Consider the following 14,124-nt stretch of genomic DNA (forward strand, 5'->3'; position numbering starts at 1 on the left):
ACCGACTTCCGGCACGGCGACGATCTGTGCAGAAAGGATGGACTCACCGCCCCCTCATTCTATAACGTGTTCTACATGAGTAAGCAGGAATACGACATCGTCGTCGTCGGCAGCGGTGCCGGCGGAATGACCGCCGCGATTACCGCTGCCCGCAAGGGCGCCAGTGTCGTCCTGATCGAGAAGGCCCCGCACTTCGGTGGCTCCAGCGCCCGCTCCGGCGGCGGTGTCTGGATCCCCGGCAACGAGGCCCTGAAAGCCGCCGGAGTGGACGACACTCCGGAAGCGGCCCGAAAGTACCTGCACAGCATCATCGGCGACAGTGTTCCCGCCGAAAAGATCGACACCTACATCGACCGCGGCCCCGAGATGCTTTCGTTCGTCCAGGCCAACAGCGCACTCGACCTGCAATGGGTCCCCGGCTATTCCGACTACTACCCCGAAGCCCCCGGCGGCCGGGCCGGCGGCAGGTCGGCGGAACCGAAACCGTTCGACGGCAATCGCCTCGGCGACGATCTCGGACTCCTCGAACCCGACTACGTCAAGGCGCCACCCAACTTCGTCATCACCCAGGCCGACTACAAGTGGCTCAACCTGCTCATGCGCAACCCGCGCGGTCCGCTGCGCGCCGCGAGGGTCGGTACGCGATTCCTGTGGGCCCGGATCACGAAGAAGCACCTGCTCGTCCGCGGCCAGGCGCTGATGGCCGGTCTCTACCTGGGACTACGCGATGCGGGAGTGCCACTCCTGCTCGACACTGCCCTCACCGAACTCGTCGTCGAGGACGGCATCGTCCGCGGGGTCAAGGTGGTCTCGCACGGCGAGGAGCAGACCATCTCGGCACGACAGGGCGTGATCCTGGCCAGCGGCGGCTTCGAGCACAACGAACAGATGCGCGAGCAGTACCAGCGTCAACCGATCGGCACCGCATGGACGGTCGGGGCGAAAGCCAACACCGGCGACGGCATCCGCGCCGGCCAGAAATTGGGCGCAGCAGTCGATTTCATGGACGACGCCTGGTGGGGACCGTCGTTCCCGCTCACCGGAGGTCCCTGGTTCGCACTGTCCGAGCGCAGCCTCCCCGGGTGCGTGATGGTCAACAAGGCGGGCAAGCGCTTCGTCAACGAATCCGCCCCGTACGTCGAGGCGACCCACGCGATGTACGGCGGACAGCACGGGCGCGGCGACGGACCCGCCGAGAACCTGCCCTGCTGGCTCGTCCTCGATCAGCGCTACCGCAACCGGTACAGCTTCGCGGGCATCACGCCGCGCCGGCCGTTCCCGAAACGCTGGTTCAAGTCCGGCGTGCTCGTTCAGGCCGGCACCGTCAGCGAACTCGCCGAGAAGATCGGCGTGCCCGCGTCCGCGCTCACCGAAACCGTGGAGCGCTTCAACGGCTTCGCCCGCTCCGGCCGGGACGAGGATTTCGGCCGCGGCGAATCCGAGTACGACCACTACTACGGCGACCCGCGCAACAAGCCCAACCCGAGCCTCGCTGTCATCGACAAGGCCCCGTTCTACGCGATCAAGGTGGTGCCCGGCGACCTCGGCACCAAGGGAGGTCTCGTCACCGACGTCGATGCCCGGGTCCTGCGCGAGGACGGCAGCGTCGTCGAGGGCCTGTACGCCGCCGGTAACGTCAGTTCCCCCGTCATGGGGCACACCTACGCCGGTCCGGGCGCAACCATCGGACCCGCCATGACCTTTGCCTACCTGGCTGTGCTCGACATCCTGCGCAACGGTCACGTCCGCTCATCGGGAGAAGCCGTCGCGGAAACCGCCGAACAGCATTAATCTCCGGCCGCCGGGTCCGCATCACGGTCCCGGCGAGCAAGGCCGCTCTCGCCGAGGGCGGTCGGTCAGAAAGGATCCCCGTGCCCATCGATCCCTCCATCGCCATCGGCGCCGAACTTCCCGCGCAGGAATTCTCCTGGACCAGTAGCGACGTTCAGCTCTACAACCTCGGTCTCGGTGCCGGCTCACGCCCCACCGACGCCGGCGAACTGCGCTATGTGCGCGACGGTGAACCGCAGGTGCTCCCCACGTTCGGCGCGGTCGCCCCCACCTTCCATCAGACGGAGCCGCCGAAGGTCTCGTTCCCCGGGGTCGAGATCGACCTGGCGAAGGTCGTGCACGGCAGCCAGGAAGTTGTCGTGCACGCGCCGATCCCGCCGTCGGGTAAGGGCCGCAGCGTGACCCGCATCGTCGAGGCCTGGGACAAGGGCAAGGCCGCGGTGATCGTGCAGGAATCGACCGCCGAGGACCTCGACGGCAACCTGCTGTGGACGGCGCGTTCCTCGATCTTCGCGCGCGGTGAGGGCGGCTTCGGAGGCGAACGCGGCCCGTCGGAGTCCGTCGAGCTTCCCGACCGCACCCCGGACGCCGAATTCGACGTACCGACCCTGCCGCAGCAGGCACTGCTGTACCGCCTGTGCGGCGACCGCAATCCCCTGCATTCCGATCCCGAGTTCGCGGAAGCGGCCGGCTTCCCGGCACCGATCCTGCACGGACTGTGCACATACGGAATCGTCTGCAAGAGCGTGACCGATAATCTCCTCGGTTCGGATGCCTCGCGTGTCAAGGGATTCCGGGCCCGCTTCGCCGGCGTCGTCTTCCCCGGTGAGACGCTGCGCGTACGCGTGTGGGAGGACGGAAAGCAACTGCTCATCTCTGCCGCGGTCGTCGACCGCGATCTCGCCCCTGCCCTGGCCGACGTGGTGCTCACTGTCGTGTGAGCCTTACTCCCGGAAAGTAGCCCATGACAATTCGAGACGGTTCGCCGCGCCTGTCGCGGCGAGGATTCCTTGCTGCCGGCGCGGGCGCACTCGCCGCGACCGCGTTCGGTGGCTGGACTCCGGTGCACGCGGTTCCGTTCGGTTCTTCCGAGGTGAGCCTGGCCGCTCCCCCGGCGTTCCCGGACGGCATCGCGCTGTACCAGCAGGCGTACCAGAACTGGTCGAAAGAGATCATGCTCGACGCGATCTGGACCTGCGCGCCGACCTCACCCGATGATGTCGTGCGGCTTACCAATTGGGCGCACCAGCACGGCTACACCATTCGTCCGCGGGGAGCCATGCACGGCTGGACACCGTTGACGATCGTCAACGGTGCGCCCGTCGATCGGGTCATCCTCGCCGATACGATGCTGCACCTGAACTCGGTGAGCGTGAGTCCGGCCGGCGCCCCCGCGACCGTCACCGCGGGCCCGGGCGCGACTCTCGATGCGATTACCACCGCGCTGCAGGAGCACGGACTCGGTTTCGCGAACCTTCCCGCACCCGGCGTGCTGTCGCTCGCGGGCGCGCTCGCGGTCAATGCGCACGGTGCGGCCCTACCGGCCGACGGTGAAACCACGGTCTTCGGGCACACATTCGGGTCATTGAGCAATTTGATCACCGAACTCACCGCCGTGGTGTGGGACGGAAATGCCTACTCGCTGCGCACCTTCACTCGAGCAGACTCCGATATCACGGCGCTCCTCACGCATCTGGGGCGGACGTTCCTGACGTCGATCACGCTCCAGGCCGGAGCGAACTACCGCATGCGGTGCCAGAGCTTCACCGATATCGACTGGCGGGAGCTGTTCGCCCCGGCCGGCGCGGACGGTCGCACATTCGAGTCGTTCGTACGCGCGACCGGGCGTGCCGAAGCCATCTGGTATCCGTTCACGGACAAGCCGTGGTTGAAGGTATGGTCGCTTGCACCGGAGAAGCCGCCGGCATCGCGGGAAGTCACGGGACCTTACAACTACCCGTTCTCCGACAACGTCCCCGAGCCGATCACCGACCTCCTCGGCGGGATCACCGCTGGAAACACGGCAATCGCACCGGCATTCGGTCAAACCTATTACGGCGTCACGGTAGCCGGGCTGGCTGCCACCGGATCGTCCGACATCTGGGGCTGGTCGAAGGATCTCCAGTTCTACATCAAGCCGACCACCCTGCGCCTCACCGAGGGCGGCGGTGCGGTCCTGACCAATCGCGCGAATATCGCGAACGTGATCCACGACTTCACCGAGTGGTTCGACGACCGCATCGAGCACTACCGCGCGCTCGGACAGTATCCGCTCAACGGCCCCGTCGAGATCCGGTGCTGCGGCCTCGATTCGCCGGAGGATGTGCAGGTCCCGTCGGCGGGTTCCCCCACGATCTCCTCCATGCGGCCCCGGCCCGACCATCCCGAGTGGGACACCGCGATCTGGCTCAACGTGCTCGGTGTCCCCGGCACACCCGGCATGTTCGCGTTCTACCGCGAGATGGAGCAATGGATGCGCGGACATTACAACGGAAGTGATTCCACGTTCCGCCCCGAATGGTCGAAGGGATGGGCGTTCGGGCCCGAACTGCCGTACACCGACGAGCAGATCGTCTCGCAGGCACTTCCCGCCACCTATCGCGAAGGCGTTCCCTCGGACGAGAACTGGGATTCGGCGCGCGCCGTGTACAACAAGTTCGATCCGCATCGGGTGTTCAGCAACAGTTTCCTCGACCGTTTGCTGCCCTGAGAGATCGATCCGGTCCTGTTATCGTCGTCCACCATGCGAAGTGTGCGACGTTGGATCGGTGCTGCAACGGTTCCCCTGCTCGTAGTGGCGGGAGGTCTGGCCCTCACCGGAACTGCGTCGGCGTCGCCCGATACCGGGTCGGTCATCGCGCCGTCAGGCTCCGATACCGACGTGACATTCGAAGCCGACGGCACGACGTTCCACGGCAGCCTGCGCACTCCCGACGGTGAGACCGAGGGTGCCGCGTTGCTGATCCCGGGGAGCGGGATGTCGGACCGCAACGGCAACCAACCTCCCGTCTGGATGGCCGACACACTGCTCCGTGTCGCGGATTCGCTTGCCGCCCAAGGCATCGCCAGCCTACGTTTCGACAAGATCGGCGCGGGAGCTACCGGCCTCGGGACATACACACCCGAAACCATCGGCGAGTACGGCTTCACCGACCAGGTCGACCACGCCGAAGCCGCCGCGAAGCTGCTGTCCGAGCGCACCGGTTTCACCACCGACGACCTCCTCGTGCTCGGGCACAGCGAGGGCGGTCTGACGACGCTGGTTCTCGCTCAGCGCGGCATCGGCGACGGCTACGGGCTGCTGCAGCCGCTGCCGATGCGGTACCTCGACCTGCTTCGCGGCCAGCTCGAAAACGCCGCGAACTCGGGGCGCCTGGGCGAAGCCGAAACCGAAGTGATCCGCACCGAGCTTCCCCGCACCATCGAATCGATTCGGACCACGGGCACCGTCCCGGAAGGTCAGAATCCGCTACTCGGACAGCTCGGTCTCAACGCCGCCAACGCGAAGTTCCTGGCGGAGGCCGACAAGCTGTACCCACCCGAACTGGCCGCGTCGCTGCCCGCCGACACTCCGGTGCTGCTGACCTGCTCGGACAAGGACCTGAACATCAGCTGCGCTCAGATCGACCCGCTGCGTGCCGCCCTCGAACACACCGACCTGCAGTTCGGGCACTTCACCAAGGCCAACCACAGCCTCGAAGAGCTCGGCCCGCTACCTGCGAGCGCCGTCGACGGGCCGGCCCTGCTGCCGGTATCTTTCGAGTTCGCGACGGCAATCAACGGCTGGGCAGCACAGCGCGGACAATAGCCGACCCACATACCGACCGGCAGGAGCCGCGTTCTCATCCGAGAGCGCGGCTCTTCCATTCGTCCGCCACCTCCAGAAGCGACAGTCGGCTGATCACACGGTCGAGGTCCGGCTCACCGTCCACACCGGCAGCAAGATCGTCCACCGGGGCGTAGGCCACCACTGTCAATCGCACGTCGGCATCGCACAACACGTCGATGAGATTCACGAAGCGACGGACGGCGTCGGCGTCGGCTTCACGCAGCGGCGGCACACCGAACAGCCCCCACTCTTTGTGCTCGCGTGCCACGGCCAGATAGTCCGCCGAAACGGTAGACGCTGCGCACAGATCCGTGAAGTCGAACCAGACTGTGCCGCCTCGGACGGCCAGCGCGCGGAGCGGCCGAGCTGCGAGGTGAAGGACTCGGCGCTCGTTCGGTTCGGGTGCGGAGACGGAGTCCACGGGCAGGTATCGCCCGGTCGGGAATCCGCTCTCGGCCGCCGACGCCCCGGACCGGCGCAGATCGGTGGGACCCGCGACCTCGACGACATCGAGATGCTGTTCGAGCAATGCGATGGTCGGCTCGAACAGGTGGTGGAACAGCGGATTCGGCAACAGTTGTGTGGTCGGGTAATTCGAGGTCGCGACGAGCGCGACGCCCCTGGCGAAGAGGGTCGAGACCGTGCGAGCCGCAAGCATGGCATCACCGGGATCGTGGACGTGGAATTCGTCGAAGCACAGCAGCCGTGCTTCGCCGATGGCGGCGTCGATCGCGCGGTCGATGGCACCGAGCCGGTGCGCGTCGGCATGCAGGTCGGCGAAGAACCTGTGGAAATGGACTCGCCGGTGCCGTGTGGTTACCGAGTCGAGAAATTGGTCCATCAACCAGGTTTTGCCGCGACCGACCGGTCCCCACAGGTACACCCCGCCGGGGTGGGTGCGCCGAGCGGGGAGGATGCGGGCCAACCGTGCCAGTGCGTCGGCTCCCTCGCGTTGCGGTTCGAGAATCATTTCATCTCCTCTACAGGCGTAGAGGATACTCTACGCCTGTAGAGTTACGGTGTGTCCACCACGCCGGATCGCCGCATCCTCATCGCCGAGGCCGCCCTCGACCTGATCGCCCGCGAGGGCCTGCGCGCCCTGACCCACCGCGCCGTCGACCGCGACCTCGATCTGCCGGCGGGCTCGTCGTCGTACTACTTCCGCAGTCGCGGGGCGCTGCTCGACGCCGCCGTTCGACGCCTCGCTCAGAATTCACGCGACGCCTTCACCCGCTCCGGTCTCGAAGCTCCCGAGAGGACCGATGACGTCGACGCGAGCGCACGCGCCGTCGCAACCACCCTCGACGAAATGCTGCTGCGTCGACGCCGGGATCTTCTTGTTCGCTACGCGCTGGCCGTCGACCCGACGATCGATCCCGAGCTGCACGCCCTACTCGCGACCGGTCTGTTTTCACGCGACGCGGCAACGACTCTGATGGCAGCACACCGATCGACCCAACCCGCTACCGCCGCCGCCGATTTCGTCGGTCTCGTCGAGGGCCTCGTGGCCGATCGGTTGATCGGTGCGCGCTCGCGAGACGGTATCCGGGCAGGCACCGCGGACAGTGTCGAACAACTCGCCCGGTCGATCGCCGTCTTTCTCCGGGGATTGCCGACGGAGTCGACGGGTACTCGACCGATATGACATCACTGCACGCGTTGGCGCTGAACTGCACACTCAAACCGTCGCCCGCCGAGTCGAGCACCGATCTGATGATCTCGCACGTACTGGAAGCACTGTCGAAGCACGATGCCACCTCCGAAACCGTGCGCGTCGTCGACTACGACATCCGCCCCGGGGTCGAGGACGATATGGGAGACGGCGACCAGTGGCCCACAGTCCTCGAGCGGGTCGAGGCAGCCGACATCCTCCTCGTCGCCACCCCCACGTGGCTCGGCAACATGTCGAGTGTCGCGCAGCGAGTTCTCGAACGTCTCGATGCCCAGCTGTCGGCCACCGACGAGGAGAACCGGCCGCAGATGGTCGGGAAGGTCGGCATTGCGGCGGTGGTGGGCAATGAGGACGGCGCCCACAAGATCATCGCCGACCTGTTCCAGGGCCTCGACGACATCGGTTTCTCGATCCCCGCACAGGGATCCACCTACTGGAACGGAGAAGCCATGTCGGGGACCGACTTCAAGGATCTCGACGAGATCCCGGAGGCAGTTCGTTCGACGACCGAAGCAGTGGCACGCAACGCCACCCACCTCGCGCGCCTGCTGCACAACGCGCCGTACCCGCCGTACCCGGGCTGATCCGACGTCGCAGCTTCTCGAGGCCGAGCCAGAGGTACCAGTACACGATTCCGCCGGCAATGGACGCGGTGAATGCGATCCACGGGTCCGACTCGAGGAGCGTGTACACCGTGAAGTGCGTGAGATAGATGTACAGCGATGCGCCCGCGAGGATCTCGACCGGGCGCACGAGCAGTGCCGGCCACCACATGCGGGGCAGCCAGATGAGCAGCAGCAGCCCCGCAATCACCAGCGCGGTCCGGTCCGGTTCGGCGTAGAAGAAGCCCGGGAGGGTCGCCACGGCCACCGCGCTCACCGCCACGCGATGCCACACCGTCGTGGCCCGCGCGGCCGCCCATCCCAGCGGGAAGAGCCAGAACACGACGTACGACGCCAGGATCTGGCTGGTGGGAGTGTCCGGCCCGATCACCTGATAGCGGGTGAGCAACCCGAGCGCGACCAGGGCGAGGGGAAATACGAACGGATGTTTGCGTTCGACGGAATCCACCCGGGGTATCGCGAGCAACACCGCCAGCGCGATGAGGATGTAGACGAGCGCCTCGATGAACCAGTACCGCCATTCCCGAGTCCAGGCCTCCGGACCGAAGAAACCGTTCAGAAGTAGCACGCTCGCGATCGGATGCACCCCGGTGAACGCGACGAGCGCACCGATCCACAGCATGCTGGGCACCGCGATTCGCCTTACGGACTGCAGCGTGTGGCGCAGCCGTTCGCGTCGTGCCCCGGGCAGGACGAAACGTGCATAGTTGTATCCCGCTGCGGCAAGCAGAACGTGGGCTCCGCCGACAATCGCGAACAGATTGGCGTGGGAGCCGACGATCAACACGATCGCGAGCGCACGGATCAAGACGTTCGTCTCGATCGTGCGCCACCCGCGCGGCGCCGACCGCGCGGAGGGCACGAGGTCCCGGAGCGGGGTGGTGTGCCAGTCCGGTGGCAGGTGGCCGAGCAGTCGCTCGAGCCGGACGGACATCCGGACATACGACAGCGAATCACCGCCGAGCCCGACGAACGTGCTGTCGGCGTCCACGTCGGTTGTACCGAGAATCGCCGAGTAGAGATCTCGGAGCTGCGTGAAGCCGGCCTGGGCGTCGCTCTCCGGCGGGACGGGGTCCGGCCTGTCCCGCTCCTCGAAGAGCGCCGCGACAGCGCGGTAGTCGACCTTGCCGTTCTGGGTGCGTGGCAGCTCGGGGACGGTGCGCACGCGCACCGCAGAGGTCGGCAGGCCGCATGCCTGCGCGGCCGTTTCCGTCGCGCGGGCCTCGTCGGTGCCGGTTACGGCGACGAGCAGTTCGTCGGCGCCGCCGGTGCAGCATCCGTCGAACCCGGCACCGATCAGTGCGGCCTCCACGCGCTGGAGGTCGATACGCAGTCCGAACAATTTCGCGAAGCGCGAACGCCGGCCGACGATCCGATACAGTCCGTCGTCGTTGCGCACCGCCAGGTCTCCGGTGCGCAACTCGTCGATCTCACGCCCGAGAGCGAGGTCCTGCGGCTCGGTGGCATAGCCGAGCATGACGTTGGGTCCGCTGTAGACCAGCTCGCCGCCGTTCTCGCTTTCGGGTATCGGCTCGATCCGGAACGAGCCGCCGGGCACGGCGATGCCGATGCAGTCCGGGTGCTCGATCGTGAGTGCGGGCGGCAGGTACGCCATCCGGGCGGTGGCCTCGGTCTGGCCGTACATGACGAAGAAATCCCAGCCTCGCCGACGCCCCAGCTCGCTGTAACCACGGACCCGATCGGCGCCGAGTCGCCCCCCTGCCTGCGTGACGTACCGCAGGCTCGGGAGGTCCATGTCGGCGAACCCGACCCGGTCGAGCAGATCGAACGTGTACGGAACCCCCGAGAGAGCACTGACGCGATGCTTCCTCATCAGAGCCCAGAATTCGGAGTCCGTCACCGAGCGGTCGGTGAGGACTGTTCCCGCGCCACGCAAGAGATGGCTGTGCAGGATCGACAGCCCGTAGCAGTAATGCATCGGGAGCGTCGTGATCGCACGATCGGACTCTCGGATGCCGAGATAGGTCGCAATGGATTCCGCATTGGCCTGCACGTTCTCGTGGGACAGCCGCACCAGTTTGGGCGATCCTGTCGACCCCGACGTGGTCAGCAGCAGAGCCAGGTCGCGATGCAGGTCGTGGGCGGTGCCCTCCGTGAGTTCGCCGAAACGTCCGTCTTCGCAGACCACGTCCGGTCGGTAGAGATCGATCATCGAGGCGAGCGAGGCGCTGCTGCCGCCGGGTACGAGAAGCACCGGGTGACCGGCGGACAGGCAGGCCAGGTACGCGACGATCACGTCGACGGTGTTCGCGCCTGTGATCAGCACGAGGCGCCGGGTGGTGCCGAGTTGCCGCACGGCGGAATCGACGCGTTCCGCCAGAGTTCCGTAGCTGATCTCGGCCCCGTCGGCGATCAGCGCCGTTCGATCGCCGTACCTGCTCAGGTCCGCCACGAACGGCACGCAGGACCGGCCGACGAACTCGGTGGATTCGAAAAGCATGGGGAATTCTAAAACGGCATCGACACTGGCAGAACGTACCGAACGGTCGTCAGCGGCTCACGGCCTTCTTGTACCGGCGGATCGCGAACGGAACGAACACGATCAGCATCAGGGCCGTCCACAGCAGGGACGCCAGGATCGGGTTCTGCAGGGGCCACACCTCGGGCACCGGCATCATCGGATTGGTGTTGCCGAACAACTCGCGCACCGCCTGGGTGAGCGCCGACACCGGGTTCCACTCGGCGATCGTCCGCAGCAGAGGGGGCATCTGCGCGGTGTCGACGAAGGTGTTCGCGATGAACGACAGCGGGAAGATCACCATGAAACTGGCGTTGTTGAACACCTCGGGCGTGCGGATCCACATGCCCACGACGGCCATCAGCCACGACAGCGCGTACGCGAACAGCAGCAGTAGCGCATAGCCCGCGAGGGCTTCGAGCGGCGACGAGTTGATGCGCCAGCCCACGACGTAACCCGTCAGCGACATCACTATCAGGCTCACGATGTTGATCAGTACGTCGGTCGACGTCCGCCCGATGAGAACCGCCGACGGGGCCATGGGCAGCGACCGGAAGCGGTCGATGATGCCCTTCTGCAGGTCTTCGACCATGCCCAGACCGGTCCAGGTGGCCCCGAAGATCACGGTCTGCGTGAACACGCCGGCGATGAGGAACTCGCGATAGGAAATACCGGGGATGTCGATGGCGCTGCCGAACACGTACGCGAACAGCAGCACGAACATGATCGGCGACAGCGTGGTGAAGACGATGAGGTCGGGCACCCGCTTGATCTTGATGACGTTGCGTTTGGCGATCGTCACGCCGTCCGAGACGGTCATCTGCAGGGTGTTCACGGCACCAGCTCCTGAGTCTTCTCTTCGGCCTCGTGACCGGTGAGAGTGAGGAAAACGTCGTCGAGTGTGGGCTTCCGCAACGCCACATCCGTCACGTGCACACCTGCCGCGGACACCTTCCCCAGCGCCGCGACCAGCATCTCGGTGCCGCCCGTGACCGGAACGACGAGTTTGCCCGACTCGATGTGGATTTCGCCGGCGGCGAGTTCGGTGAGCGCGCTGCGCCCCACCTCGAGCTGTGTGCTGTCGGGGACGGTCAGCTCGATCCGCTGCCCACCGACGAGAGCCTTCAGTTCGTCGGCGGTGCCGCGGGCGATCACCACACCCCGGTCGATGACGGCGATGCGATCGGCCAGCCGCTCCGCCTCGTCCATGTACTGCGTGGTGAGCAGCAACGTGGTGCCGCGCGCGACGAGTTGTTCGATCACGTCCCACAGGCCGAGCCGGGCGCGTGGGTCCAGACCCGTGGTGGGCTCGTCGAGAAACAGCACCGGCGGTTCGGCCACCAGCGCACCCGCGAGATCGAGGCGGCGGCGCATGCCCCCGGAGTAGCCCTTGACGGGGCGGTCGCCGGCCTCGACGAGGTCGAATTGCGTGAGCAGTTCGCGCGCTCTCTCGCGGCTACGTTTGGCCCCGAGGTGGTACAGGCGTCCCACCATCTCCAGATTCTCGAAACCGGTGAGGTATTCGTCGACCGCGGCATACTGCCCGGACGCGCCGATGTGGGACCGCAGCGCCGCAGCCTGCGCGACCACGTCGAATCCGGCGACCTCCGCGCGACCCGCATCGGGAACCAACAGGGTGGTCAGCACCCGGACAGCGGTGGTCTTTCCGGCGCCGTTGGGCCCCAGAAGCGCCGTCACGGTGCCTTCCGGCACCCGTAGGTCCACACCGTCCAGCGCCGTGACCGCCCCGTACCGTTTGATCAGTCCTTCTGCGACTATGGCGTCGGCCATGAGTTCCCCCTCGGCTGTGATCGTAAGCACAGTGTGTACGAGGGGACCGACACTTCGCGATCGGTTTTCTCATCGCAAGCGACGACACCGGGTTTTCTCGTCGCAAGCGACGGCGTGGTGGCGTCAGCCGGTCACGCGACCCGCGTTCCCGGCGTCGACGGGCAGAACGGTGCCGCTGATGTGCGCGGACGCCTCGTCCGCGAAGAACAGCACGACCCGGGTGATCTCTTCGGGTTCGAGCCACGGCACCGGTTGCGCGTGCAGGGAAGTGAACACCGGCGCCACGTCGTCGGCGGTCGGCTGCTCGAGATCGGGGCGCAGCATGTGATACAGCATGTCGTTGTGGATCATCGGTGTCGAAATATTGCCGGGGGCAATGGCATTGACCGTGATCCCGTGCTGGGCGAGATCCAGCGCGGACGACTTGGTCAGTCCGATCACGCCCCATTTCGACGCGCTGTAAGCCGCCATGTTGGTGTTTCCGGCTCGACCGAGCATCGACGAGATCGTCACGATACGTCCGTACCCGCGTTCGATCATTCCGGGCGCCACGGCGCCGATCGTGTTGAACACACCGGTGAGGTTGGACGAGATCGCCTCTCCCCACATGGCCGACGGCATCGATTGCACCGGCGCAGCGACCGTGACCCCGGCGTTCGCGACGGCGATGTCGATCCGGCCGAGTTCGTCGTGGGCGCGGGCGACGAGGGCGTCGACAGCGGCGCGGTCGGCGGTGTCCAGCTTGGCGGAGACGACACGGCGGCCGGCGGCCTCGACGAGGCGCACCGTTTCCGCGAGGTCGGCTTCGGTCGCCAGCGGGTAGCCGACCACCGGAGAGTCCTCGCAGCGGTCGCACAGCACGAGGTCGGCTCCGGCCTCTGCGAACGCGACCGCGTGCGAGCGGCCCTGTCCCCGAGCGGCACCCGTGACGAATGCGACCCGGCCCTGGAAGTTGTTCATGTGTTCCTCTCGTCCGAACAGTTCTAGCGCGACAACACCAAGCCGGAGGTGGGCACCCCGGTCCCGGCGGTGACCAACACGTTTTCGACGGCCTCGACCTGGTTGACCGACGTACCGCGAATCTGCCGGACTGCCTCGGCGATTCCGTTCATACCATGGATGTACGCCTCACCGAGCTGACCGCCGTGGGTGTTGAGCGGCAACCGTCCGCCGATCTCGATACCGCCGTCGGCGACGAAATCCTTCGCCTCGCCGGGTGCGCAGAACCCGAGTTCCTCGAGCTGCATCAGGACGTACGGGGTGAAGTGGTCGTAGAGCACGGCGGTCTGCACGTCCTGCGGAGTCAGGCCCGACTGTTCCCACAGCTGGTTGCCGACGATCCCCATCTCCGGCAGTCCGTCGAGTCCGTCCCGGTAGTAGCTGGTCATGATGTATTGGTCCGGTCCGCTACCCTGGGCGGCCGCGGTGATGACGGCGGGGGTCTGCTTCAGATCCTTCGCGCGCTCGGGCGTGGTCACCACGATCGCGACACCACCGTCGGATTCCTGGCAGCAGTCCAGCAGGTGCAGCGGTTCCGCGATCCAGCGGGAATTCTGGTGCTCGTCCAGCGTGATGGGTTTGCCGTGGAAGAACGCCTTCGGGTTGGTCGCCGCGTGCTTGCGGTCGGCGACCGCGACGGCCCCGAAATCGGCGCTGGTGGCGCCGGTGGCATGCATGTAGCGCTGCGCGACCATCGCCACGAACGACGCGGGCGTGCTCAGGCCGTGCGGATACGAGAACGCGTTGTCGGTACCCGAGGAATTGACCTGCGACGCCAATGCGGTGTTCACCTGCCCGTACCGCGCTCCCGACCGCTCGTTGAACGCGCGATAGGCGACGACCACATCCGCGACCCCGGTGGCAACGGCCATCGCGGCCTGCTGCACCGTCGCGCACGCCGCACCGCCGCCGTAGTGGATACGGGAGAAGAACTTCAGAC

Annotated in this window: 12 protein-coding genes; 6 read left to right on the top strand and 6 right to left on the bottom strand. The window is 66.5% G+C overall.

Features of this window, described 5'->3' with window-relative positions; all coding sequences use genetic code 11:
* The first annotated feature begins 75 nt into the window (after window positions 1-75).
* The 4 genes from kstD to Q8814_RS10895 all read left to right on the top strand — a co-directional run bounded on the left by kstD (window position 76) and on the right by Q8814_RS10895 (window position 5,599).
* Window positions 76-1,791, top strand: coding sequence for a 3-oxosteroid 1-dehydrogenase (gene kstD, locus Q8814_RS10880; RefSeq protein WP_330152028.1), 1,716 nt, complete (start codon window positions 76-78; stop codon window positions 1,789-1,791).
* 80 nt (window positions 1,792-1,871) lie between these two features.
* On the top strand, window positions 1,872-2,732 hold the full coding sequence (locus tag Q8814_RS10885; protein ID WP_330152029.1) for a MaoC/PaaZ C-terminal domain-containing protein: 861 nt from the start codon (window positions 1,872-1,874) through the stop codon (window positions 2,730-2,732).
* Between the two features lie 23 nt (window positions 2,733-2,755).
* Complete coding sequence (locus tag Q8814_RS10890) at window positions 2,756-4,501, top strand: cholesterol oxidase substrate-binding domain-containing protein (RefSeq protein WP_330152030.1); 1,746 nt, start codon at window positions 2,756-2,758, stop codon at window positions 4,499-4,501.
* A 33-nt stretch (window positions 4,502-4,534) separates the two neighbouring features.
* The gene (locus Q8814_RS10895; protein WP_330152031.1) at window positions 4,535-5,599 is read left to right on the top strand and encodes an alpha/beta hydrolase; all 1,065 of its coding nucleotides are present in this window, start codon (window positions 4,535-4,537) and stop codon (window positions 5,597-5,599) included.
* A 34-nt stretch (window positions 5,600-5,633) separates the two neighbouring features.
* Here Q8814_RS10895 and zapE read toward each other — a convergent pair whose 3' ends face one another.
* Window positions 5,634-6,590, bottom strand: coding sequence for a cell division protein ZapE (zapE, locus tag Q8814_RS10900; RefSeq protein ID WP_330152032.1), 957 nt, complete (start codon window positions 6,588-6,590; stop codon window positions 5,634-5,636).
* A gap of 51 nt (window positions 6,591-6,641) precedes the next feature.
* Here zapE and Q8814_RS10905 point away from each other — a divergent pair, with 51 nt between their 5' ends.
* Both Q8814_RS10905 and Q8814_RS10910 read left to right on the top strand, forming a co-directional pair.
* A complete protein-coding gene (locus Q8814_RS10905; protein WP_330152033.1) occupies window positions 6,642-7,265 on the top strand; it encodes a TetR/AcrR family transcriptional regulator in 624 nt (207 codons plus the stop codon).
* The gene (locus Q8814_RS10910; protein WP_330152034.1) at window positions 7,262-7,876 is read left to right on the top strand and encodes a flavodoxin family protein; all 615 of its coding nucleotides are present in this window, start codon (window positions 7,262-7,264) and stop codon (window positions 7,874-7,876) included. Before Q8814_RS10905 ends, Q8814_RS10910 begins: the two co-directional genes overlap by 4 nt.
* Here Q8814_RS10910 and Q8814_RS10915 read toward each other — a convergent pair.
* The 5 genes from Q8814_RS10915 to Q8814_RS10935 all read right to left on the bottom strand — a co-directional run.
* Window positions 7,758-10,376, bottom strand: coding sequence for an AMP-binding protein (locus tag Q8814_RS10915; protein WP_330152035.1), 2,619 nt, complete (start codon window positions 10,374-10,376; stop codon window positions 7,758-7,760). The genes Q8814_RS10910 and Q8814_RS10915 overlap by 119 nt on opposite strands.
* A gap of 49 nt (window positions 10,377-10,425) precedes the next feature.
* Window positions 10,426-11,229 (bottom strand): ABC transporter permease, encoded by an 804-nt coding sequence (locus Q8814_RS10920; RefSeq protein ID WP_330152036.1) that lies wholly within the window; start codon window positions 11,227-11,229, stop codon window positions 10,426-10,428.
* Window positions 11,226-12,185: an ATP-binding cassette domain-containing protein gene (locus Q8814_RS10925; RefSeq protein ID WP_330152037.1), complete on the bottom strand. Its 960-nt coding sequence runs from the start codon at window positions 12,183-12,185 to the stop codon at window positions 11,226-11,228. Before Q8814_RS10925 ends, Q8814_RS10920 begins: the two co-directional genes overlap by 4 nt.
* Before the next feature lie 123 nt (window positions 12,186-12,308).
* A complete protein-coding gene (locus Q8814_RS10930; protein WP_330152038.1) occupies window positions 12,309-13,145 on the bottom strand; it encodes a mycofactocin-coupled SDR family oxidoreductase in 837 nt (278 codons plus the stop codon).
* Between the two features lie 23 nt (window positions 13,146-13,168).
* Window positions 13,169-14,124: lipid-transfer protein (locus Q8814_RS10935; RefSeq protein ID WP_330152039.1), on the bottom strand; the 956-nt coding region annotated here is incomplete at its 5' end.

Origin of the sequence: Rhodococcus chondri (assembly GCF_036327435.1) — a bacterium.
GTDB lineage: Bacteria > Actinomycetota > Actinomycetes > Mycobacteriales > Mycobacteriaceae > Rhodococcus > Rhodococcus chondri.

What these genes read in the sequence shown, in the direction of transcription:
- zapE (WP_330152032.1), bottom strand. Translation starts at nt 6,590, where the DNA reads ATGATTCTCGAACCGCAACGCGAGGGAGCCGACGCACTGGCACGGTTG.
- kstD (WP_330152028.1), top strand. Translation starts at nt 76, where the DNA reads ATGAGTAAGCAGGAATACGACATCGTCGTCGTCGGCAGCGGTGCCGGC.
- Q8814_RS10895 (WP_330152031.1), top strand. Translation starts at nt 4,535, where the DNA reads ATGCGAAGTGTGCGACGTTGGATCGGTGCTGCAACGGTTCCCCTGCTC.
- Q8814_RS10915 (WP_330152035.1), bottom strand. Translation starts at nt 10,376, where the DNA reads ATGCTTTTCGAATCCACCGAGTTCGTCGGCCGGTCCTGCGTGCCGTTC.
- Q8814_RS10925 (WP_330152037.1), bottom strand. Translation starts at nt 12,185, where the DNA reads ATGGCCGACGCCATAGTCGCAGAAGGACTGATCAAACGGTACGGGGCG.
- Q8814_RS10910 (WP_330152034.1), top strand. Translation starts at nt 7,262, where the DNA reads ATGACATCACTGCACGCGTTGGCGCTGAACTGCACACTCAAACCGTCG.
- Q8814_RS10930 (WP_330152038.1), bottom strand. Translation starts at nt 13,145, where the DNA reads ATGAACAACTTCCAGGGCCGGGTCGCATTCGTCACGGGTGCCGCTCGG.
- Q8814_RS10890 (WP_330152030.1), top strand. Translation starts at nt 2,756, where the DNA reads ATGACAATTCGAGACGGTTCGCCGCGCCTGTCGCGGCGAGGATTCCTT.